10 protein-coding genes and 3 pseudogenes are annotated in these 23,006 nt (G+C 57.6%); 11 read left to right on the top strand and 2 right to left on the bottom strand.

Going from position 1 to position 23,006, the window contains the following annotated elements:
* Positions 1-93 precede the first annotated feature (93 nt).
* From XH90_RS35490 to nifA, 5 genes and pseudogenes are all read left to right on the top strand, one after another.
* Complete coding sequence (locus tag XH90_RS35490; protein ID WP_128929908.1) at positions 94-2,127, top strand: carbamoyltransferase; 2,034 nt, start codon at positions 94-96, stop codon at positions 2,125-2,127.
* Positions 2,128-2,308: 181 nt separating this feature from the next.
* The gene (locus tag XH90_RS35485) at positions 2,309-3,337 is read left to right on the top strand and encodes a nodulation protein NodZ (protein WP_128929909.1); all 1,029 of its coding nucleotides are present in this window, start codon (positions 2,309-2,311) and stop codon (positions 3,335-3,337) included.
* A gap of 646 nt (positions 3,338-3,983) precedes the next feature.
* On the top strand, positions 3,984-5,054 hold the full coding sequence (gmd, locus tag XH90_RS35480) for a GDP-mannose 4,6-dehydratase (RefSeq protein ID WP_128929910.1): 1,071 nt from the start codon (positions 3,984-3,986) through the stop codon (positions 5,052-5,054).
* Positions 5,035-5,984: pseudogene (locus XH90_RS35475) on the top strand (GDP-L-fucose synthase family protein). Before gmd ends, XH90_RS35475 begins: the two are co-directional and overlap by 20 nt.
* Positions 5,985-7,348: 1,364 nt before the next feature.
* Positions 7,349-9,064, top strand: a complete 1,716-nt coding sequence (gene nifA, locus XH90_RS35470) for a nif-specific transcriptional activator NifA (RefSeq protein WP_128929911.1) — start codon at positions 7,349-7,351, stop codon at positions 9,062-9,064.
* A 2,122-nt stretch (positions 9,065-11,186) separates the two neighbouring features.
* Here the strand turns inward: nifA and XH90_RS35465 are convergent.
* A complete protein-coding gene (locus XH90_RS35465; protein WP_128929914.1) occupies positions 11,187-11,798 on the bottom strand; it encodes a hypothetical protein in 612 nt (203 codons plus the stop codon).
* Between the two features lie 1,642 nt (positions 11,799-13,440).
* On the opposite strand from XH90_RS35465, the gene XH90_RS35460 reads away from it, so the two are divergent.
* The gene (locus tag XH90_RS35460) at positions 13,441-14,550 is read left to right on the top strand and encodes a glycoside hydrolase family 28 protein (RefSeq protein ID WP_232995663.1); all 1,110 of its coding nucleotides are present in this window, start codon (positions 13,441-13,443) and stop codon (positions 14,548-14,550) included.
* Positions 14,551-14,763: 213 nt separating this feature from the next.
* Here the strand turns inward: XH90_RS35460 and XH90_RS35455 are convergent, their stop codons facing one another.
* Complete coding sequence (locus XH90_RS35455) at positions 14,764-15,738, bottom strand: pectinesterase family protein (RefSeq protein ID WP_128930193.1); 975 nt, start codon at positions 15,736-15,738, stop codon at positions 14,764-14,766.
* A 262-nt stretch (positions 15,739-16,000) separates the two neighbouring features.
* Here XH90_RS35455 and XH90_RS35450 point away from each other — a divergent pair, with 262 nt between their 5' ends.
* The 5 genes and pseudogenes from XH90_RS35450 to nifD all read left to right on the top strand — a co-directional run bounded on the left by XH90_RS35450 (position 16,001) and on the right by nifD (position 22,953).
* On the top strand, positions 16,001-16,312 hold the full coding sequence (locus XH90_RS35450; protein WP_128929916.1) for a transposase: 312 nt from the start codon (positions 16,001-16,003) through the stop codon (positions 16,310-16,312).
* Positions 16,313-16,452: 140 nt separating this feature from the next.
* Positions 16,453-17,542, top strand: a pseudogene (locus XH90_RS35445) (IS110 family transposase).
* Positions 17,543-17,551: 9 nt separating this feature from the next.
* Positions 17,552-18,436 (top strand): annotated as a pseudogene (locus tag XH90_RS35440) (IS3 family transposase); the annotation flags it as partial.
* 1,596 nt (positions 18,437-20,032) lie between these two features.
* Entirely contained in the window at positions 20,033-20,863 is an 831-nt protein-coding gene (locus tag XH90_RS35435) for an SDR family NAD(P)-dependent oxidoreductase (RefSeq protein ID WP_232995639.1), read from the top strand.
* Positions 20,864-21,450: 587 nt separating this feature from the next.
* Complete coding sequence (gene nifD, locus XH90_RS35430) at positions 21,451-22,953, top strand: nitrogenase molybdenum-iron protein alpha chain (protein WP_128929919.1); 1,503 nt, start codon at positions 21,451-21,453, stop codon at positions 22,951-22,953.
* The last annotated feature ends 53 nt before the right edge of the window (positions 22,954-23,006 follow it).

The following is a 23,006-nucleotide window of genomic DNA, read 5'->3' as shown; positions in this document are numbered from 1 at the left end:
GCTTGCCGGCCTATTCGCGTTCAACGTCGCGGACGTTTCATTACCCGGCCGCCCTAAAGATCATGATTACTACCACACTTGCTGGAGGATAGAATGCTGTGTCTTGGATTGAGCGGCGGATTGGATAAGGTCCATGAATATCGACCTGCACTCTCGCACACATTCTTGCATGATGGCGCAGCTGTCATGGTGCGTGACGGGCGTGTGTTAGCCGCGGTTGAAGAAGAACGCCTAAACCGAATTAAGCATTCCAACAAATTTCCCGCCCAGGCCATCCGCTACTGCCTGGCTGCTGCGGGAGCGCAATTAAAGGACATCGATCGCATCGCATTCTATGCAACCGAGTCCTATTGCAACGCGATGCTTCGGCTTTTGTTTGGTTCGGAGACGCAGAGTGGCATCCCTCTCGACGCCAGAACCCTTCTACAGCTTATGCTATCGCAGGAGTTTGATACAGAGATCGAGCCATCGCGCTTGTCATTCGTCAGTCACCATCATGCGCATGCAACAAGTGCTTTTGCTGTGTCCGGCTATGACGAAGGTCTAGTCTTGGCAATCGACGGCGGCGGTGATTTCCTCTCCGGGATGGTGGCCATTGGATCGGGAAGTCGTCTTACTCAACTACATACCTTCCCAGAGGACGGTTCCCTCGGATTGTTTTACTTAGAGGCAATCAAGTGCCTCGGTTATGGCTTGTTCGACGAGTACAAGGTTATGGGCCTTGCTCCGTACGGGGACTCCTCGCGTTTCCGAGAACTATTTCAGCAATTCTACGAATTAAAGGAGAACGGTGGCTACAAGATACATTTGAACGACATCGCTCCGGCGTTAGAGCACGACATACACGTTCGCGGCAAGGGAATGCCGTTCACCCAAGAGCATAAAGATGTTAGTGCAGCCTTGCAGGAGGCCTTGGAACGTATTGTTTTTCATGTTCTCAGGCATTACCGTGAGGTGACCGGCATGAAGCGGCTATGCTTGGCTGGTGGTGTCGCCCACAACTGCACCATGACCGGTAAGTTGCTCTATACAGGACTATTTGATGATATCTTCGTGCAGCCCGCGGCGCACGATGCTGGATGCGCACTCGGCGCTGCTCTCATGGTTTCCGAAGAACAAGGACGTCCCGCACCCCGTGAGCGGCTTCAGCATGTCTATTGGGGCCCGGCACTTGGGGATGACCATGCTGTAGAGCGAGAGGTTGCTGCATGGCGCGGGCATATCGACGTGCAAAGAAGCGCGAACGTGGCGAGCGTGGTAGCTGAATGGATAGCCAACGGTTCGGTTGTTGGCTGGGTCCAAGGCCGCTCCGAATTTGGACCGCGCGCCCTCGGTAACCGCAGCATTGTTGCTGACCCCAGACCAGCAAAGAATAAGGACCGCATAAACGCCATCGTTAAAAAACGCGAGGGCTACCGGCCGTTTGCACCTTCCGTATTGGAGGAACATGCCGCTGAGTTTTTCGATCTTCCTAAGACCGCGGGAGCTTTTCCGTTCATGAACTTTGTCGTTCAAGTTCGTGATTGCAAGCGAAGTGTGCTTGGTGCGGTTACGCACGTCGATGGTACAGCACGGCTGCAGACGGTGTCACGTAGATCGAACCCGCGGTACTGGGAGCTGATTAATCAATTCCACAAGCGGACGGGCGTCCCTGTCCTCCTCAATACATCTTTCAACAACAATGTCGAACCGATCGTGCAGTCGGTTACCGACGCAATGGTCACGTTCCTTACGACAGATCTTGACGCCCTCGTGATCGGATCGCTTCTCATCACGAAGCGCGTCGCCACGCCGGAGGACTGGGCTGCGCTCCGCGTTTCCTTACCGGCCTACACTTCACTTCGCCGTACCCCGGATCACGTCACCGCAGAGTGTCGGGAGATCGTCTGCGAGACTTATACCACCTTCTCCGATGGCGGCGCTGTGCGCATCTCGCCCGATCTATTCGAGTTGCTGCATGGAATCAAAGGGGACGCCGCCCTCGGCGAGCTTCTCGCTCACGTAAAGGGCGAGCGGCGCGACGCAATCATCCTTGAACTTCGGCAGTTGTGGGAAAAGCGCCGCATCTGCTTGCGTCCCGCCGCCAACAATCTGGGAGATCTGCGCGATCAGGCGCATGCGACTTGATAGGTATCTCTTTGTCTAGCTAGCGAACGGCAATCCATAACCGACCTCTTGGTCGCGAAGCGGACAAGCTCTCGCAACCTAACATACGGCTCGCGACGGCCTGGCGGACGATAACACTGCCGGTACTTTCCTGCCGTCCAGGGTGAGCAACTTATTCAACTGCCGGAGCAATGGATTCAAGATGACTCATCAACAGCGCTTCGTCATTTCCAGGCGTCGCACCGGTTTCGGCGATTGCTTATGGTCGCTCGCGTCAGCCTGGCAATACTCCAAGCGAACAGGGCGCACTTTGGTCATTGACTGGCGCGGATCTTGCTATCTCTCTGACCCCTTTACAAACGCCTTCAGCGTGTTCTTTGAGCCGCTCGACAACATCTCGGGCGTACCCGTTATCTGCGACGATAAGATCAATCAACTCTGCTTTCCTGGGCCGTTTTTTCCACATTGGTGGAACAGGCCTGCAATTGACGGCGTTTACCGGTCGGATGACCAAATTTTCCACGAGCGTGATGAGCTGCGCAGGTTGTTGGTAACGTCAAGGGATATCCAGGCGAATACTATCGTTTGTGACGCTTGCTTAATGTGGGGCTGTGATCAGGAGGCCGAGCGCAACATATTCCAAAGCATCACACCACGCCAGGAGATCAGGCGTCGCATCGACGATGTTTACCATCGAGCGTTTGAGGGGCACGATGTAATCGGGATACACGTTCGGCACGGGAACGGTGAAGATACTATGGGTCATAGGCCTTATTGGACCGACCCACGAGTCGCTATGGAGCAGGTATGCGCTGCAGTTGAACGGGCAAAAGCATTGCATCATACACGACCGACAAGGCTCTTTTTGTGCACTGACAGTCCCAGCGTCGCTGATCACCTTTCGGCTGTCTATTCTGAGCTCTTCAGCATTCCCAAACGCTTCCGAGCGAACGATGCTGGCCCGCTGCACACTGCAGATCTTGGAGTCGAGGGCGGATTCGCTGCTCTCGTGGAAATGTACCTCCTGGCCTACTGCCATACCGTTATCCGATTTCCGTCGACAAGTGCTTTCTCGCGCTACGCAAGCCTAGTCGTCCCCCAAGTAATCGAATTTAGCTTGGACGATCCAAGCCACTTGATCTTAGCCGAAAGGTCATCCGCCGAGCACGCGCCAGATGCGCGCTCTCTCGCCGGTCCTCACGAGCGGCGGCCAGCGAAGCCGGCCTTTTGATGCTTGCCACAGGACGTCAAGCCCCACCAGCGCCAAGAAAGGCTTAAATGAGCCTAGCACTTACTTCAGCAGTCACCAGGTACAACGCCTCGGTGCCATATCTGGACATCGGTTCGAAGCCATCCAATGGACTCCGCGCGAAGCGAGGGTGCGACACTGCTGTCGTAATGTCTCACCGACCTATGCCGTTCTCCGACGGAGCCGGCTCGGTTCGTATCCCAAGCACCTTGTTTGGTGAAGGCGAGTGCTGCGGATGAAGGTGCGGCGGGAGTAGATTTCTCAAATGAGTTACCGATGCCCATACCTGGAGATAAGGTGGTCACACATTGTGCTGGACCTCTCTATGCACACGAGGGAAGGGCGCCGAGCTCACCTCGCGCGGGTTGATGCCGGATGCAGGCCTCCCAGGATCGTTAATTCAGGCCCCAACGTACTTGGTATTCCTTGCTGCTTTCACCACACAGCGCCTTGCCAACTTCTCCACGGCTGAGAGATGGTGGAGCCAGGGCGCGCCGCCACACTTCCCCGGAATATGAGCACTAGCGCCATAGTAGGTTGACCACGCCGGACGATATGTCAGAGGGACAGGCTTCGGCCGTTGCTGGAAGTCGGTAGGCCCCTGAGGCATTTGGGAGCATTTGTGAATATGGCTGAGCGCGTCGCTCTCATCACCGGCGTAACCGGGCAAGACGGGGCTTATCTCGCCGACTATCTACTGTCGCTCGGCTATGTTGTGCACGGCATCAAGCGCCGCTCGTCCTCGTTCAACACAGCGCGCGTCGATCACCTTTACCAGGATCCGCATGTCGGCAAGGTCCCGTTCCTGATGCATTACGGCGACATGACGGATTCGACCAATCTGATCCGCCTGATACAGCAAATCCGGCCGACTGAGATCTACAATCTCGCCGCCCAAAGCCATGTTGCCGTCAGCTTCGAGAGCCCGGAATATACCGCTAATGCGGACGCAATCGGGGTGCTGCGCCTCCTGGAAGCAGTCCGCATTCTTGGAATGGAGAGGCACACGCGGTTCTATCAGGCTTCGACCTCGGAGCTTTATGGCCTGGTGCAGGAGATTCCGCAGAAGGAGACGACCGCATTCTATCCACGCTCGCCTTATGGCGTCGCAAAGCTGTATGGCTACTGGATTACGGTAAACTACCGCGAAGCCTATGGCATGTTCGCCTCCAACGGTATTCTGTTCAACCATGAGAGCCCGATCCGTGGCGAGACCTTCGTGACCCGCAAGATCACGCGTGCCGTCGCGCGCATCGAGGTCGGCCTGGAAGATGCGCTCTATCTTGGCAATCTCGAAGCCAAGCGGGATTGGGGCCATGCCCGCGACTATGTGGCGGGCATGCATTTGATCCTGCAGGCCGATAAGCCAGACGACTTCGTGCTTGCCACCGGAGAGATGCATTCCGTGCGGGAGATGGTCGAGCTGGCCTTCGCGCAGGTCGGCCGCCGCATCGAATGGCGGGGCGTGGGCGTCGAGGAAACCGGCCTCGACGCTAGAAGCGGCAAGACCGTGGTCCGCATCGATCCGACCTATTTTCGCCCCACCGAGGTTGATCTTTTGGTCGGCGATGCCAGCAAGGCGCGCACCAAGCTCGGGTGGAAGCCAAAGCGGAGCTTTGTCCAACTGGTTCAGGAAATGATGGCGAGTGATCTGGCCGAAGCAAAACGGGACGCCGACAATGGCAGCCACTTCCTTTGAGCTGAAGGTCACACGCGTCTACGTCGCCGGTCATCGCGGCATGGTCGGCAGCGTGCTGGCGCGCCGGCTCGCGCAGGAGGAGGTTGAACTTGTGACTGTCGACCGGCACGGTCGACCTCTGCAACCAGGCCGCCGTATTCGACTGGTTCGCAAAGAAGACGCCGCAAGTCGTTTTTCCTTGCCGCGGCCAAAGTCAGCGGTATCCTCGCCAACAATACGCGGCGCGCTGAGTTCATCTACGATAATATTGCCATCGCGCCGAACGTGACCCATGGCGCGCATCTGAATAGCGCCGAGAAGCTGATGTTTCTTGGCTCCTCCTGCATCTATCCGAAGCTGGCGCCACAGCCGCTTCGCGAGGACTCACAGGCCAGCTGGAGCCGACCAATGAGCCCTACGCCATGCAAAGATCGCCGGGATCAAGATGGCCGAGGCCTATCGCAGCCAGTATGGCAGCGACTTCGTCAGTGTAATGCCGACTACTCTGTACGGCCTTGGCAACAATTGTCATCCAGAATACAGCCACGTCGTAGCCGCGCTGATCCGGCGCTTTCACGAAGCGACGCTTGCCGGCGCGAAAAACGTTGTGGTCAGGGACACCGGCTTGCCACGCGCAAATTCCTTTATGTCGACGACATGGCGAATGCCTGCCTCCGTTTGATGAAGCGCTATTCTGAGTCCGAGCTCGTCAATATCGGGAGCGGCGAGGACATCATCATCGCCGAGTTCTCCCGCCTCGTCGCCGAGGTCATCGGTTATCGAGGCGAGATCAGCTTCGACACCTCGCGTCCCGGCGGCATGCCACGCAAGCTGCTCGATCTCCGCCGCCTTGACAAGCTCGGCTAGCGGGCGACGACGTCGCTTCGCGACGGCTTGATGCGCGCCTATGAATCCTATCAGGCGTTCACTCGGCTCCCGCCGCAAACCTAGATACGATTACCACAAGCAGGAGTTAGCCGCAGGGAGCAGGAACGACATGCCACACGAGGCTGCCACGCGGTCGTGGCGATGATGCTCACGATCATCTAGGCGCTCATTCTATCGCGTGATGCCTGGGTCTCGGTGTCGTTCGACTCGTCCTGCTGTCCCATGACGCACCCCCTCAGGGTGGAACCGCGGACGAGCTCTATCCTGAGACGCCGCTCTGCGATTCGCTTCTTGGCAACGGTAGTAGCAATGAGAGGCGCTCCGTGGTTGCGGACCAACGCGCACCATCGCCTTACACTCCCTCGTTTGACCTTCTCGCCATTGCGACGTGCCGGTTCCAGACTCAACCGCCCTGACGGCCCTCGTCAGCGGACGTTTCGTAATCGGCCATGCTGACATACCGGGCGCCCTCCAGTGGAGACACGGGATCAGTCGCATCAAGCCGTTGAGCGAACACGCGGAGGACCGCGTCACCGGCCGCGCAAAGCGCCTTTGCCCGACCGCCTCACTCTGCCATTTTGCATGCAGCCTGTCAGTAAATCACTCTAGGTCGACGGCACCAATGCTTCGTCAATAGGCCTCCGACCGTGAAACCACCGCTTACGGGCGCGGTGTTGACGGCTCGAGGCGACCGAGTCAGCCGGCCATTGCGAATGCTTCGTCAGCGTCCTGCGAATCCGGCACAGCTTTAAGCGTCGGAGCGACGCGCTGCGGCCAAAGGAGGTCAAGGAGCACGACGACCTCGCAAACCAGTCTGGTGCCTGATTACGTGTCTCGAGCGAAACGTCCCGGCTCCTACAGCTGCCTCTACAGCTGTTACGGCCATTGTTCTCGCGTAAATCACAGTACCCGGACCTCGTCCGAACGCACTTTTGCCCGACTACGGCTGAGCTCGCATGCCGCGCCTCTCGCAGCCCTCCCAATGGGCAGCAGCGCGCTGAAAGCGATTTGCGGTGGCACCTTCATCGGTACACCAGTCCAGGACGAGCGGAGCGAGCTGCATGACCACGACTTTGAAAGAAGTCCGATTGTCACCAATCGGAAATGGCGGCCCTCGCAGCTTCGCCGAACCTGTTCACCTGAGCCTAGATGCTGCCCGCAGTAGGGACCGGCATGGACGACAGACGACCTGCTATCTCTGAAAGCACTCGAGGATCATTTGCATAAGATGCGCCAATATGGCGCACTCCTTGCGTTAAAGGACCTCACATATTCAAACTGGCGACGCTGCACCGGAGCAAATCTCTCGTCCAGGGCTGACTCTTTAATCATGGTTGGCCTTGTCGTCGCTGCACGAAACGTTGTTAGGTCCGCGACAGCGCAGGCGCCACGGCCGGCGTAACAACGATCGGCGGAAACCGGACAATATGACTAGCGACATTTTGTCTTCAACATCACAGTTCAAGTCACCGGGAGCGGAGGCCTCTCGCAGCGACGCTCAATGGGCACACCCGAAAGTGCCTGAGATCCTGCTGCGCATAGCGGAACAACTCGCCGCGCCCTTTCGGCTCGAGCTTCGGCTGGAGGCCGTCGTCGCGTTAATACAGTCTCAGCTTCAGATGCAACATTGTGTGGTCTGTCTGCATGCCGGTCACAACGCTCCGGCGATTGCCGTGGGCGCGGGCTGGACTGAAGGGAGCGATCAGCGTTTTCGACTCCGCCTGCCGCAAGGAGCTGTCGAGCGCGTGCTCAATACGGCCACACCCCTTATAATAACCCCTACGCAACCGAACAATTCCCAGACCACAAGCGATTCAGGTTCATCTGACGCCACGGCACATAGTCGATTGTCGTTCATCGCCGTTCCAATCGCTGTCGAGAGCACGACCGTCGGGGTGCTCTCGGCCGAGCTGTTCCGGGACGGGTCCCCATCGTTAGATCCCAATTCACACGTGACCCTTCTCCTCGCTATCGCGAACATGCTCGGCCACTTTCTGAGGTCATACCTCTCCACGGCCCACGATGACAGCGAGCCGCCTCTTGCGACCGATGGCAACCAGACAACGTTGCCGCAGGATGATCAAGCCGAAGCGGACCGCAACCTAACGCTACCTGGCGTAGTTGGTCGCAGCCCGGCCCTGCGCAAGCTCCTCCGCAAGATCAATGTGGTCGCTAAATCAAATGCAACGATACTCTTGCGAGGCGAGTCCGGTAGCGGAAAAGAGGTTGCTGCACAAGCGATCCACGACCTATCGCCCCGAGCCAACCGCCCATTCGTCAAACTAAACTGTGCGGCATTATCGGAGACTATTTTGGAATCTGAGCTGTTTGGACACGAGAAGGGCGCCTTTACCGGAGCCATCAATTCGCGCAAAGGGCGCTTCGAGCTGGCTGACAAAGGCACGCTGTTTCTCGACGAGATTGGTGAAATCTCACCTTCTTTTCAAGCGAAGCTGCTGCGAGTGCTACAACAGCAGGAATTTGAGAGAGTCGGCGGTACACACACGATAAGAGTTGACGTTCGACTCATAGCAGCGACTAACAAGGATCTAGAGGTCGCCGTTTCGCAGACACAATTTCGCGCGGATCTCTACTACCGTCTGAGCGTCATCCCTTTGCTTGTCCCACCATTGTGTGAGCGCCGCGACGATATTCCGTTGCTCGCTACTGAATTTCTTCGCACGTTCAACTCCGAAAACGAGCGCTCGTTGACTTTCGAACCAAGCGCGTTCGACGTATTGAAAAGTTGCGAATTTCCCGGCAATATTAGGGAGCTTCACAATTGCGTTCAGCGGACTGCCACCATGGCGGCCGGTCCAGCGATTAACAGTCGCGATTTCGCCTGCAAATCCGATGGTTGCTTCTCCGCTCGACTTTGGAAGAGTAAGCAGCCGCTATCGATGCCGTCACAACCGCTGCCGCATACGGGGCCATGCGATGCTTCATCCGAACCCGCTCACGGAACCACGCTCTCGCACCTGCAGGTTACGAGAGGTGAGCGAATAATTGATCGCGAGCACCTTATCGCGGCCATGGAAAGGGCGGGCTGGGTACAGGCGAAAGCAGCACGGCTACTCAAACTGACGTCGCGCCAAATAGGCTACGCACTCAAAAAACACGGAGTCGAGCTAAAGCACTTATAATCACCCTTGACTGCAACCGGGGGATCGTTTGAAAGCACAGGTTCACGCTTCAGCTTACCGGGCCACTAAGGCACGAGCAAATCACACGCAGACTCCGCCGGATGCTTCTCGTAAGATAGACCGCTTTCAAGGCAGAGGCGCAGTTCAACCGATCATCTACACCACGGTGCGCCAGCGACAGCTCACACCGTTGCTCATCTGATGCTTTCGTGTGGCGGCCCACCTTGACTAACCACTTAGCGACTCTGCTCATCTAGCACCCGACCACACTGGTTCAATGAATTCGCTCCGCCAGGCGCCTTTACTTCGACGATACATCAGGCCCCTTAGGCTGGATACTCGCTTGCAATCCGACGCCACGTACATCTCCTGGACACGCTGCTCACCGTGCGTCGAACGCCGGACGTAACCGACCGCGCTACTTAGTGTCAGCCAGCGCCAACACCGTACGACAATCTATATGATCGCCGGCTCACTTTGATACACCACTCGGCCGCTCGCGGGTTGACAGAACCAAGCGGCATTCCGCACTCACACCGGCCACGTTTGACTTCAGACACGAAGTGATTGCGTTCGCATCAGGTATGGCCGCGCTACAGAGCCGAAAGACGTCGGCGATACACGCCTGCTTTTCCTGTTCCGTGGGTAGAGGCCCGCCGGCTTTGGCGTACATGAATGACAACGAGTTTAGCGCGGCAACAATACTAACCGTTAGCATATAGTACTTGAATCTGTCGCTCCAGCAAGATGAGTTGAGCTGCCTTCGACGCATGATATCCTCTCAAGGTAGGTCGGCTTAGGTGGACACGGTGTGCTATAACGTTTGTAGGTCGCAAGTCGACGACTTCGAGTGCTACCGAGAGGGTATGGCTCGAACGGTTGCTTAGTGGGCCATCGTAACCTGATTGAATCCATCTGCACGGACGATGACCATCAATTCATTGATCCCGGTTTATCGACCGCACGGCCAATCCAAACCACGAGCAGCGCCCCTGTTTGTGGAGCCGCCCGATCTGGCTCACGATGCCCGGTACATCGCCCAAAGATAACACCATTGCGGCCTCGCGCGTCTCGTCTCGAACTGCTCATTTGCTTCACATCGTACAATCTCTCGCTGCGTCCGATTCAACCCCTCTCTTAACCAACTGAGCACATTTGTAAGCAGCCGTGCCCGCGCCCCACACTCGCCGCCCCGGTTCAACGAGCCGGCACCTCAGAGAGTTCTCAACGGCCACCATCATTGCCTCGGGAGCTGTATCTCGCAATCAACAGCCAGCACCGGCCACGTTGGCCTGACTATAGCGCCCGCTTTTCGCAATGCCCTTTCGCTCGGACCTACACTTAGATCGGCGCGGGTCGTGGACAGAGCGCACAGCTGATCCGTTGGATCTGCGCAGGATCTTCTTGATTCTCTCGTTACGTCACGTTGTACGCATCATTCGCCGAATTGCGAAAGGGACACTTCGATGCTTCAGCAGAAATTCACGTTCATCGGGAGCACGCGATCGCGTCAACTTCCATCGCCACTCTCCATTGATCGGCGTGCTTACAACTCAGGTGGGCACGAGCCACGTTCTGACAGTGTGCGCGAGGAGGCGCAGTACGTCTGGCAATTGTGCCTTTCCCCTCAAGAGCGGATAACGTACATTCGAAACAATCGCTCGTATTTTGCTTTTGACAGCTATCGAGAGATGATCGAGGTTGTCCGCGGCCGTCGCTTCAGCGGTTGCGCGCCGCAACTTGTGAATTGGCGCCGCCGATTCAGAGCGGGAGTATGGCGCTTCGCCGCACTGTACTGCCTTGCGACATGGATATTTATTTTTTTTGCTCTCCGCTTGCTTCTCTCCTGATGGCAATACTGCGAGGTTTCCGATCCATAGACCATGAGCGGGCGTACGGCCGTCCGCTCTGAAGCGATTCTCCAGAGAGCCAGGGAGGAGGCGGCGATCCAACATGCGCAGCACCGGAGCGCAGAAAGGTTGTCTGCCCGCTACGACACTATGCGATTGCAACCCGCCCTGCCCAGTCGACTAACAGAAAACGTCAAAGCCGAGCACATCGGCATCTCCTCACAACGCGAGCAATCGCGGCTGCGCTACTTCGGAAACGATGTTAGGTACAGTCACATCTCTTCGGCGGCGGCAGCAATCGCAGCGACGCACTTGATGAAACGATTAAACTCGACTTTGGTTTCAGATGTCCGGCCGAGGATAAGTTTAGCTATATCTGTTCTATGGCATTGCGTCCGCAAACTCGGAGTTAACGCCGATACCGCTTTGTCAAAAAGATGGCCCAATCTCAAGAGCCTTTCCGGCTCATAGATGTCGCTCATTTCTACCGGAGCACGGTTAGCGAAGCGATCCGTCGCCTCAGTAGTGACGCATTTGACTTTGGAAACAATCCCGAGCTGCGCGAGTATGAGTTGATTTGTCAACTCAGTGAGATGGCGGGTTGCTTCGCCTGGCGCTTCACCTCCGCCCACTAACCTGCCAATCTCCGCAACTTGCGCTTCGATATTTTGCCTGAGACGTTCCTGAGAATCGCTCGGGTCAGCCGCATCAGGCGGGTCAGCAAGCGATTCGAGGTGGGGCCGCCGGGAAGGTAAGGGGCTTGTAAACAGTCGCCACCACGACAGATAGTGCCTCAGTTTCGGCAACCACAACGTTAAGGCCTGATCTCCCATGCTGATTTGTTCCGCCGAGGTCGAGTTTCTGGTACTGTTCATCATCATCATCACGTCCACCCGTTATATGGTTCTGTACCAGGACGCGCGCCGTGAGTGAAACGGCTAGTCAGCGTATAACGCACGCCATGCGGCCCCTGCGACCTGAGTACCAGGCTTGATCGACATCAGTGAAATCGATTGTTCTGATAGAGCGCATTCATATTCTGAATTGGTCGGCCGCACTGACATCGAGGCCATGCAGCGAACGCCTCCTCCCACCCGCTCGCGTCTGCCTTTCCCCCAAGACACGCTTTTTGCAAATATGGCAGAACAAATGGTGGTGCAGCATTGCGAGCATGGCCAGCGCTATGCAGTGTTTGGTCCAAGGCGCTCTACGGACGCAGGGAGCGGCGCTGGCCGTAGCTCTGATCCGCCGCAATCGCATTCGAGCGATTAGGGCCGTAACCTCCTGTCCGCGCCAACGTAACTCGTCACGATCTCTCGATCGCTCCGAACCTGATCGCGCTCGACTTCACCACCACAGCTCCACACCGGCTCTGGCTGGCTGACATCACCTATATCCCGCCTGTCGAGTGCCGGCTGTATCGCGCCGCCATCACCGACCGGTTCGGCCGCAAGATGGTCGATCGGCCCATGTGCTATCACATGCGGGCTAACTCCCCTGTGCTGTGATAACGACGATCCGCCAGCAGCCTCTGACGGACTGATCCATGATTGAGGTCGGAGCGAGCAGTACGTTCCACATATCGCGTGCGGAGCCCTGCGGCTGCGGGCTGTACCCGATCGACGCGCCACAAGGGCGACTGCTTCTACAATGCTTTGATGGAGAGCTTGTCCACCACCCTGCCGAGCTCGTTCACGATCGTCAGGAGGAGACTCGTGCCGATGCACCGCGTGTATATCTCCGCGTTCGTTCGTGACTGCTACATTCCCGCCCGGCTCCATTCCACCATCGGATCGCCCCTCCGATCATCGCCTCAAAAGCCAAAGTGGCTACGATCCATCATTTAAATGGGCCCCATCCAAACACTCAATTTTACTAAGCTCGGACAAACGCGCATACGCGAGACGGGCATTCGACAAGCTGCGCGGGGCGCGACCCAGCTGTTTTCTGATCGGTCACTTGAGGGACTTCGATGCAAGCCAATTGCGTAAATAGGTCGTACCCTCCGGGTGACTGCGACGGGCAGACCGGAAGACAAAGGCAAATACGGTCATAGTATGCGGACGTAGCAGTACATTCGGATGGCTAAATGACCCGCCAGCGATTTCGTTCGACTCCGGGAATAGGGAGACGTCTGCGGTCGTCGCTTTCCACCAGCGCACTTCCGCCGGATGGCCATCCGTTTCACCACGCGGCAATTGCACCCGCATCTACAGGTTACGAGACTTGCACAGCCGTAGCGACCGCCCGCACTTGCCTGCCTATGAAACCAATGGAGTGGCAATGGCCGCCCGTTTCCGCTACCTAGCCGCAGTTTTCATACTTGCGGTCGGGCTGCTTTCCGCCGCGTCTCAGGCAAAGGATCGCCGCAATGTTCGCGAACCGGCCGCGCCTAAAGGGGTATGCGCGCGCCTAGACCCGTCAGGTGGAAATGACACTGCCAGATTGCAAGCCGCCATAGACCATTGCGTCCCAAGCGCCGCCGTATATCTAGGCCCAGGGCCGTTCCTTTCGGGTCCAATCGAAATGAAGTCCGGCACAACACTGTGGCTCGCTGGGGGCGCGATACTGACGGCTGTAGCCGACCCAAAAGCATACCAAAAGAGCTCGGGAAGCTGTGGCCACATCGATCGGAGCGGTGATGGCTGTCGGCCCCTCATCAGTTTCACGAAGACTAAAGGCGGCGGTCTCTATGGATACGGTACAATAGACGGCGGAGGCGGGACCTTGATGGCGGGCACGGCTGAGACTTGGTGGCAACTGGCCCGTCGTGCACAAAGTGAGGGCGCAAAACAAAACGCGCCTCGATTGATCCAAATGGACCGTGCTGAGGACGTCTCTGTTCATGGCATCACCTTGCGCAACGCAGCAAACTTTCACATTGCGATGAGCCACGTGGAACGTGCTACCATCTGGGCGGTCATCATTGATACACCCGCTGATGCCCGCAATACCGACGGAATAGACCCAGCCGCAAGCGAGGATGTGACGATAATCCACTCCTTTATCCGCACCGGAGACGACAATATCGCGATCAAGGCTGGCACAAGCGGCCCTGCACGCCACATTTCCATTTTAGACAACCAATTCGGCTGGGGGCACGGCATGTCGATTGGTAGCGAACTGAATTCCGGTGTCAGTGACGTGCTGGTTCGCAACCTGACCTTGGACGGCACGACATTTGGTCTGCGCATTAAAAGCGATCCCAGCCGAGGCGGCTTAGTTGAGCGGGTTAATTACGAGAATATATGTATGAGAAATAACAAATGGCCCATACACTTCGACACGCGCTACGGCCCCTTCGCTGGCAATAACTTGCCACTTTATCAACAGATCGTCCTAAGGCACGTCTATGGGACTGATGGTACGCTCGTAATGCGAGGCTTTGATCAACAGCATCCGCTCGATATTGCGATGGAAGATGTGCGCTTTTCTCCCCGCGCAACTTGGCAAGTGGAGAATGCAACAGTGACCGCGGTCAATGTATTTCCATCTCCGCCAGGTGCCGCCGCTACTCCACATTACGGCGCATCGAACCCGTGCGTAGTTGCCTTCCGCCCGTTCCCTGAAGCCACCAGTAGCAAAAACGGTGGCATTGAGCGCGACCCTCGGGCCGCAGCTCCAATCGATCGCTGACGATCACAAAGGATTGGCCGGTGTAAAAGCCGGATTGCATGGTTGCGGTCAGCTTCGTACCCGCCGTGCTTGGTACGCAACTCGCACCAGTGCTTCCTGATACTCACGCTCCCACACAGATGGTCCCAATTCGGGCCCGCCAAGACAGCCCGTCTGCAGGCCTGTCGCTAATCGGCACCGGCGCGCTGCTATTGCGGGCACTCCCGCTGCGTTCTATCGCGCTTGCGGGATCCAGCTCGTATCGTGCGAGAAGAATGTCTGGAGCGACCATTGCATTGCCTCCCGATCGCTTAGCTGGCGCGCATATCTTTCTCTTCCTCTAGGATCGGCACCAGTACCGGAGGATCTGTATTCAGCATAGTAGGCGTTCATTAAGCGGCGGCTCTTGCCCGGGTCCCATTCCACCCACCCCTCAGCCATGACCGGCGCATTAATCTGCGACGATAAGAAGATCACCGCAGCATAGGGACGCCATGGACGCCCAAGAGCAATGTCGCGCGCGCCCTTGTCGGCTGTCAGCGTGCAATGATCAAACACAAAGGCGCTGTCTTCGTCCGGGAAGGCTCTGCTTTGTGCGGTATAGACGACTGCGTGGTTTGCAACACCGTGTAGCTCACATTGCCTAAAGTAGGCCTTGGCGTTACCAAATATAAAATCGATATGGCCTTCGACGTAGCAGTTTACGAAGAACTGACGACTGGCGTTCCTGTTCGGCCCCTTGTTGACAAACAATGTGTCTTGCGCACCAAGTATTCTGACGTTTGCAAAAACATCCTTGTCGCCGGTGACAGAAAGTGCCACTGCCTGAGATGCTGGATTGCCCGAATTGGCAGAATAGTCGTTCCAAACAGTCAGATTTTCGAGCCGGAAGTTATCGCCCGACGCATCTAAGGTCGCGGAACGGACAGTCCCACCCGCAGTGACGGCGCTATCACCGTAGACAATCACCGCTTCATCCGGCCCACCACCGGCGCCCTTGATATTGACATTGGGTTTCGTCACTCTAACCTTTCCGCGATAGGTACCCGGCGCGACTACTATACTTCCACCAGCCTGAGGTAGCGCGTCTACCGCGTCTTGTATTGACCTATACGCGCCCTTTTCAGATAACGATACCTTCAGTTGCTCGGCATCGCCTGAGCGAACACTCGCAATCGTTGCCATTAATGCGACGACGCACAACACCATCTTCAACTCGATCTCCTCCTGTTTTGGCTTGCGGTGGGGCTTGATTATCCGCTTGCCTGGAATAGCGCAATGACACTGCTCGCGACCACTCTCCCAACCGGCTGAGCTACTCGTCGAACATGGCCGCGCGTATGTGGCGCACTTTAGATTCACGTGACTAGCTAGTCATCTGGAACGCAAGTTCGTCACATTAGTTGATAGCTGAACTTCCTCCCGAATGAGTGGACACCTGTAGTAGGCTCGTTGAGCCTGGAGGTGTTGAATGGAACGTGCACGACGGTCGTTTACTGAAGAGTACAAGCGCGAGGCGGCAGGATTGGTGGTGTCGAGCGGCCGCTCGATCGGGTCGGTCGCCAAGGAGCTCGGTCTGCGCGACTCAGTGCTGCGGCGCTGGGTCGATAAGCTCCGGCGCGAGCCGGCATCGGCGGCGTGGCGCCCCACCACGCAGGCGACGCCGATGTCGGCGGACCAGGCTTCGGAACTCGCCTTGCTGCGCCAGGAGAACGAGCGGCTGCGGATGGAACGCGACATTTTAAAAAACTGTCCAGCGTCGTGGCGCGCCTGCGCGGGATAGAAACAGCCTTGTGCTATCATTTAGCTCGGAGGGTAGCGGCCGGAGAGTGGTGACGCCGTTTCGACGGCGATCCCGATTAGGAAGATGACAAATTGGCATAGCCCAGACCCTCCAGCCCATCATCGGACGGAGGAGTTGCGATGCCTAACAGGACAACCGACCGCGGCCCGGACCTAAAGCTGGTCAACCTCGGCGCGGCCGCTATCGATATCGGATCAAAGATGCACATGGCCGCGGTAAACCCGGCCTGCACCGACAAGCCAGTGCGTGCATTCGGCACATTCACGCAAGACCTGCATGAACTGGCGGACTGGTTCAAGATGTGCGGCGTGACCAGTGTCGCGATGGAATCCACTGGGGTCTATTGGATCCCAGTCTACGAGATCCTAGAACAGCGCGGGTTTGAGGTCATTCTGGTCAACGCGCGGTACGCCAAGATTGTACCTGGCCGTAAAACCGATCTCAGCGATGCCGCTTGGTTACGCCAGCTCCACTCCTATGGCCTGTTACGGGGCAGCTTCCGACCCGATGCCGAGATCGCAACGTTGCGAGCCTATCTACGCCAGCGCGAGCGGCTCGTGGAATATGCTGCCGCCCATATCCAACATATGCAAAAGGCTCTGATGGAGATGAACCTGCAGCTCCATCATGTTGTGTCGGATATCACCGGCGCGACCGGCATGCGGATTATCCGAGCCATTGTTGCAGGCGAACGCAATCCCGACCTCCTGGCAACCTATCGGGACGTGCGCTGCCACTCATCGATCGAGACGATCCGCGCAGCGCTCGTAGGCAATGACCGCCACGAACATGTTTTCGCGTTAGCTCAATCACTGGAGCTCTACGACGTTTATCAGGCAAAGATGCTCGACTGTGATCGCAAGCTCGAAGTCCTGATCAGTGCATTGAACACCAAAGGAGCAAGACCGGTCGGAAACCTAGCCAAGCCGCGCGTAAAGACCAAGCAGGTCAACATCCCCACCTTCGATGTCAGGACCGCACTGTACGGAGTGCTGGGCGTCGATTGAGGCGGTGACGGCGACGGCTCGCAAGATTGCGGTTTTATTCTACAACACACTCCGGCACGGCATGAGCTACAAGGATCCTGGCGCCGACCAATATGAGCAGCAATATCGTAGCCGCGTCCTCGCCAACCTACAGCGCCGGGCGAAATCGCTAGGCTTCGTGTTGCAGGCCCTCCCGGGCGACGCCAATCCGGCTGTTTCTTAGGAAGTCGATCGCGATCTTTGCCGGAACCCGGACATGAGCTTTCGCTTCATCGAGGACCATCGCGACACCTATCCGGTGCGGCTGATGTGCGCCGTGCTCGAGGTCTCGCCGGCCGGCTACTACGCTTGGCGCGACCGCCCCGTGAGTGAGCGGACAAAATCCCATGCCGCGCTGCTGGCCGAGATACGGCAGGTCCATCAGGACAGCAGCGGCCGCTACGGCAGTCCGCGCGTCCATGCCGCCCTGCGCAGGCAGGGACGCAGCGCCAGCCGCGGCCGGATCGAGCGGACGATGCGCCGGCATGGCATCCGCGCCATCACCGCAAAGCCACGCCGTGTGCGCACCACCGACAGCCATCACGACCTGCCGGTCGCACCGAACCTGATCGCGCGCGACTTCACGGCGGAAGCCCCGAACCGGGTCTGGCTCGGCGACATCACCTACATCCCGACCGCCGAGGGATGGCTTTATCTGGCCGCCGTCATGGATCTGTTCAGCCGAAAGATCGTCCGCTGGGCCATGCGCGATCACATGCACGTCGAGCTCGCCTCCGCAGCCCTGACGATGGCAATCCGGGAGCGGCGGCCGCAGGCCGGATTGATCTGCCACACCGACCGGGGTGTGCAGTACGCTTCGCACGCTTATCGCAGCACCCTTATGGAGGCCGGCATGACGGCATCAATGAGCCGCAGGGCCGATTGCTACGACAACGCCCCGATGGAAAGCTTCTTCCATACCCTGAAGACCGAGCTCGTCCATCATCGCAACTACAAGACCCGCGCCGAAGCTCAACGCGATATCTTCGCCTTCATCGAGGGATTCTATAACCGGACAAGGCTCCATTCCGCACTCGGATATATCCCCCCGATCGAGATGGAGCTAAAAGCCGCTTAACCCGTCCACTTTATCGGGGGAAGATCAGATCCAGGTCAATGTGTTGGGCGCCGAACGTCGGCGGGATAGAGTTACTTCGAGTAGGTCTGCCCGGTCGAGGAAATCTTGCAGGCCGGGGAGAGGGTCTGCGGCATCATGCGGCTGGGATGGCTCATAGGTTCTGTTCACATGGTGTCGGATAACGCCCTATCGATCAGGACGGCGCAAATGACTTACATGCTAGCAGGCATCGGCTGGCGGAGTTCCACATTGAGTTAGCAGCCGCAGAGCGCAGGCTGAGCGCGGACTCTGTCGCTTCTTGCATTTTGGTGAATCCCACCGCGTCCAATTGCTTATTCACTGCGTCGCACAAATGTAGATCGCGACGCTGTTCGGGATCCCGTTCCCACCCCGAAAGCGGCGCTGGCAGCCGAGCGTGCGAAGGTTTGGCGATCGGCGCTGAGCCGTTCGCTGTGGCCTACGCCCAACAGCTACCTTACGGAAGAATGTCGGAACCAAAAGAACTCGAGCCATTTTCTGCGGCCACCACAATGTCTGAAGATCCTCGGCATTCATTCAGTTCCCGAGAACTGCCGGGCGCCGGGCCGGCCTTAGCGAGGCACCTATGTTGTATGCCGCATGAGAGCTCAAGCCCGCCGAACTCCCTGGGAAGCAGCGATCATCACTGCAGGATCGATGCGCCTTTGAAGACTGCTCAGAGACGTTCGGCGGATTTTGCCGGCGCGACGATCACGATGTTCGCGCGCCGGGGACCTTCAGATTGCCGATTGCAAGACACAATCGGTGGCTTGATCGGCGCAATAGCAAAATGGCAGCTCCTGGCTCGACGAACCCACGGCTTGACATCTGTACTACTAGCGCCACTCTTTCCGCTCGCTGGCCTCCGGCCCAAAGCAGCTTTTTTAATAGACAACTGTGAGACCTTCTCACTTATGATCAAAACGCCGATTGGCCATTCCACGCCCACGCGTCGAGCCTATCTAGCCGTCACTTGCACATGAACTTCGCCTCCAGCCGAGCTCTCAATGATTGCGCTTCAAAAGCACAAGGCCATAGCGGTCGGCCGGCTTGTCCGCAAGTCAGCGGCAACAACATCTTTGTGCAGCAGGAGACGGCCGTGATGCCAAGACATACACAACTACCAGGAACGAAGGCGGACACCCGATGGCATCGATGACGGTGCGTCGGGACGCTGCGGAGAAACTCTCTCGCTCGTGTCCTCGGGCGTCCTGTAGCGACCGCTGCGGCGCCGGGTACGCCAGCGTGACCCGAATCGGCGCTTACCAGTAAGCTGACAGGATCATACCCAATGAGCGCCGGTTTTCAGTTTCATGTAGCGGCCGTGCCGTGCCGTCTAGACGCCGTTCTGTTCAAGCGGGATCTGTCGACGAGCCTCGCTTGTTGGAGTGTGATGACGCGGCACGCCACGCTCCGAATCAAAGCGGCCCGCCTCGTCCTACACTCTACATGTCGCGTAAGCGACATCGAGCCGCGCACATCGCGACTACCGGCCAGGAGACGCGTGGCCCGGGTCCTGCAGGGCCACCTGCTAGCATCATTAGAGTGCGCCCGCCGAGGCGCTATCAGGAGCTTCGCGTGACCCTCAATCTGCTGGACCGCCAAAATGTAACAGATGGCGCGCCAGCGCCCGCCGCGTGCCCATCTAGCAATAAGCGGCGCACTCAAAATGCCGAGGGGAAGACGCTCGTATTGACTGGTGCTTCCCGCGGTATAGGCCACGCGACCGGCAAATTGTTTTCGGCAGCTGGATGGCGGATCATCACGTGTTCTCGGCAGCCATTCGAGGGTAGCCGTTGTCCTTGGGAAGCAGGATTGGACAACCATATTCAAGCCGAACTTAGCGACTCTCGAGCGTTGCAGCACGCGATCGCGGAGATCAAGGAGCGGCTCAATGGCGGCCCTCTGCATGCGCTTATCAACAATGCGGGCATTTCCCCGAAGGCCGCTGACGGCACCCGATTAAATTCGCTGAACACTCCGGTCGACACCTGGAAGAGCGTGTTCCATGTCAATTTGCTCGCACCCATCATGTTCTCGCAGGGGCTCTTCCATCAGCTAACGCTCGCTTCTGGTGCAATCGTGAACGTCACCTCGATCGCCGGATCGAGAGTGCATCCGTATGCCGGTACTGCCTATGCGACATCAAAGGCGGCACTTTCGTGCTTGACCCGCGAGATGGCGCATGACTATGCGCCTTACGGGATTCGCGTCAATGCTATTGCACCAGGCGAGATCAAGACAGACATTCTGTCGCCGGAGACAGAAACCAATTTGATCCCAACTATCCCGATGCACCGGGTCGGAACACCGGACGAGGTCGCGAAGGTTATCTTCTTCCTTTGCTCGGAGGCTGCCAGCTATGTCACAGGTGCCGAAGTGCCTGCAAATGGAGGGCAGCATGTGTGATCAGACACCAAGAAGAGTTACTCACGCGCGATCGATTAATTGGCAGCTCCCGCATGGAGCGTTGAGCGCTCGCGTTACTCCCGACTAGCAATTCCTGATTCCGCAGTTTCGATCCAACGGCCACGCCGTACGAGCCAGGATAGCGCCGTTGCTCGCACGCCGCGGCGCGACCGCGATGGCACGCCTCTCGCCTGAGAGATACCACGTTTTGGCCCACGTTCCATTCCGGCCGCAGGAACATTTTTTATGAGCTGCCACATAGACGCTAGCCCCGATGCCCAAGGGGCGGCGGCCAGAAGGTGAAATTTATTAAGCGCGGCCTTTATAAAACAAGTCCCGCTAATATGGCTCGACGGGGCATGTCACATTTCGAACAATGCTACGAGTAAGAACATATCAGCACGCGGCTACGTCCACTTTGCGACAATCGGGTGCATCGACGCTGTCTGCCTCCGACCTTTTTCCTTCCTATCCGTCGGCACACTTGTTGCAAACGCCTTCTAATGCAGCCTCGCGTTAATAGATCGCCAGAAGCGCGCGCCGCGCAAGGCGCCCGATCGTTCAAGCACCGCATCCGAGGAATTCGTATGAGCATAGTCACTACCCAGAGCGCCGCGGAGATGAAGGCCCGCAACAAGCAACTGATCGATGAGGCCTTAAAAATCTACCCGGAAAAGACCGCCAAGCGCCGCGCCAAACACCTGAACGTACACGAGGCGGGTAAGCACGATTGCGGGGTTAAGTCGAACCTGAAGTCGATCCCCGGAGTAATGACGACTCGCGGCTGTGCATACGCTGGCTCCAAGGGGGTCGTGTGGGGCCCGATCAAGGACATGATTAACATCAGCCACGGTCCGGTCGGCTGCGGCCAATATTCCTGGGCTGCACGCCGCAATTACTACATAGGCAAGACCGGAATCGACAGCTTCGTCACCATGCAGTTCACCTCCGACTTCCAGGAGAAAGACATCGTGTTTGGCGGCGACAAGAAGCTCGGTAAGGTCATTGACGAACTTCAGGAGCTCTTTCCGCTCAACCACGGCATTACGATTCAGTCCGAGTGCCCGATCGGCCTTATCGGCGACGACATCGAGGCTGTGTCGAAGGCGAAGTCAAAGGAACACAATGGCAAGACCATTGTACCGGTTCGCTGCGAAGGGTTTCGCGGCGTCTCGCAGTCGCTTGGCCACCACATCGCCAACGATGCGCTGCGGGACTGGATCCTGGACAGAGTGTCGCCGGAAGCGACACCCGCGTTCGAGTCAACGCCCTACGATGTCACGATCATCGGCGACTACAATATCGGTGGGGACGCTTGGTCATCGCGTATCCTGCTCGAAGAGATGGGCCTGCGTGTGATTGCGCAATGGTCCGGCGACGGCAGCCTCGCCGAACTGGAAGCAACGCCCAGGGCGAAGCTCAACCTATTGCACTGCTACCGTTCGATGAACTACATCTCCCGACACATGGAGGAAAAGTTCGGCATTCCATGGTGCGAGTACAACTTCTTTGGCCCTTCCAAGATCGCCGATTCGCTGCGCAAAATTGCCAGCTTCTTCGACGAACGCATCAAGGAAGGTGCCGAGCGTGTGATCGCCAAGTACCAGCCGCTGATGGCCTCGGTAATTGAGAAGTACCGCCCCCGCCTCCAGGGCAAGACAGTGATGCTGTTCGTCGGCGGCTTGCGTCCCCGCCACGTAATCGGCGCCTATGAGGACCTTGGTATGGAGGTCGTAGGAACGGGCTACGAATTCGGCCATCATGACGACTACCAGCGCACTGCTCAGCACTACTTAAAGGACGGCACACTGATCTATGACGACGTCACGGGCTACGAGTTTGAGCGTTTCGTCGAGACCATTCAGCCAGATCTCGTCGGCTCCGGCATAAAGGAGAAGTACGTCTTCCAGAAAATGGGCATTCCATTCCGTCAAATGCACTCCTGGGACTATTCCGGTCCTTATCACGGCTATGACGGCTTCGCGATCTTCGCTCGTGACATGGACATGGCAATAAACTCGCCCGTCTGGAAGAAACTCAAGGCACCTTGGAAGGATACTCCAGCGCCAGGCCTAATGGCCGCGGAATAAAGGAATGCACAGATCTGGCTCCGCCTATGCGAGAAGGCGGGCCAACCTAGTCG

The sequence above is a fragment of the Bradyrhizobium sp. CCBAU 53338 genome (assembly GCF_015291665.1).
Taxonomy (GTDB): Bacteria; Pseudomonadota; Alphaproteobacteria; order Rhizobiales; family Xanthobacteraceae; genus Bradyrhizobium.
This window is presented reverse-complemented; position numbering and strand designations above follow the sequence as displayed.

What these genes read in the sequence shown, in the direction of transcription:
- XH90_RS35485 (WP_128929909.1), top strand. Translation starts at nt 2,309, where the DNA reads ATGACTCATCAACAGCGCTTCGTCATTTCCAGGCGTCGCACCGGTTTC.
- XH90_RS35465 (WP_128929914.1), bottom strand. Translation starts at nt 11,798, where the DNA reads ATGATGATGATGAACAGTACCAGAAACTCGACCTCGGCGGAACAAATC.
- nifD (WP_128929919.1), top strand. Translation starts at nt 21,451, where the DNA reads ATGAGCATAGTCACTACCCAGAGCGCCGCGGAGATGAAGGCCCGCAAC.
- XH90_RS35460 (WP_232995663.1), top strand. Translation starts at nt 13,441, where the DNA reads ATGAAGTCCGGCACAACACTGTGGCTCGCTGGGGGCGCGATACTGACG.
- gmd (WP_128929910.1), top strand. Translation starts at nt 3,984, where the DNA reads ATGGCTGAGCGCGTCGCTCTCATCACCGGCGTAACCGGGCAAGACGGG.
- XH90_RS35450 (WP_128929916.1), top strand. Translation starts at nt 16,001, where the DNA reads ATGGAACGTGCACGACGGTCGTTTACTGAAGAGTACAAGCGCGAGGCG.
- nifA (WP_128929911.1), top strand. Translation starts at nt 7,349, where the DNA reads ATGACTAGCGACATTTTGTCTTCAACATCACAGTTCAAGTCACCGGGA.
- XH90_RS35455 (WP_128930193.1), bottom strand. Translation starts at nt 15,738, where the DNA reads ATGGTGTTGTGCGTCGTCGCATTAATGGCAACGATTGCGAGTGTTCGC.
- XH90_RS35490 (WP_128929908.1), top strand. Translation starts at nt 94, where the DNA reads ATGCTGTGTCTTGGATTGAGCGGCGGATTGGATAAGGTCCATGAATAT.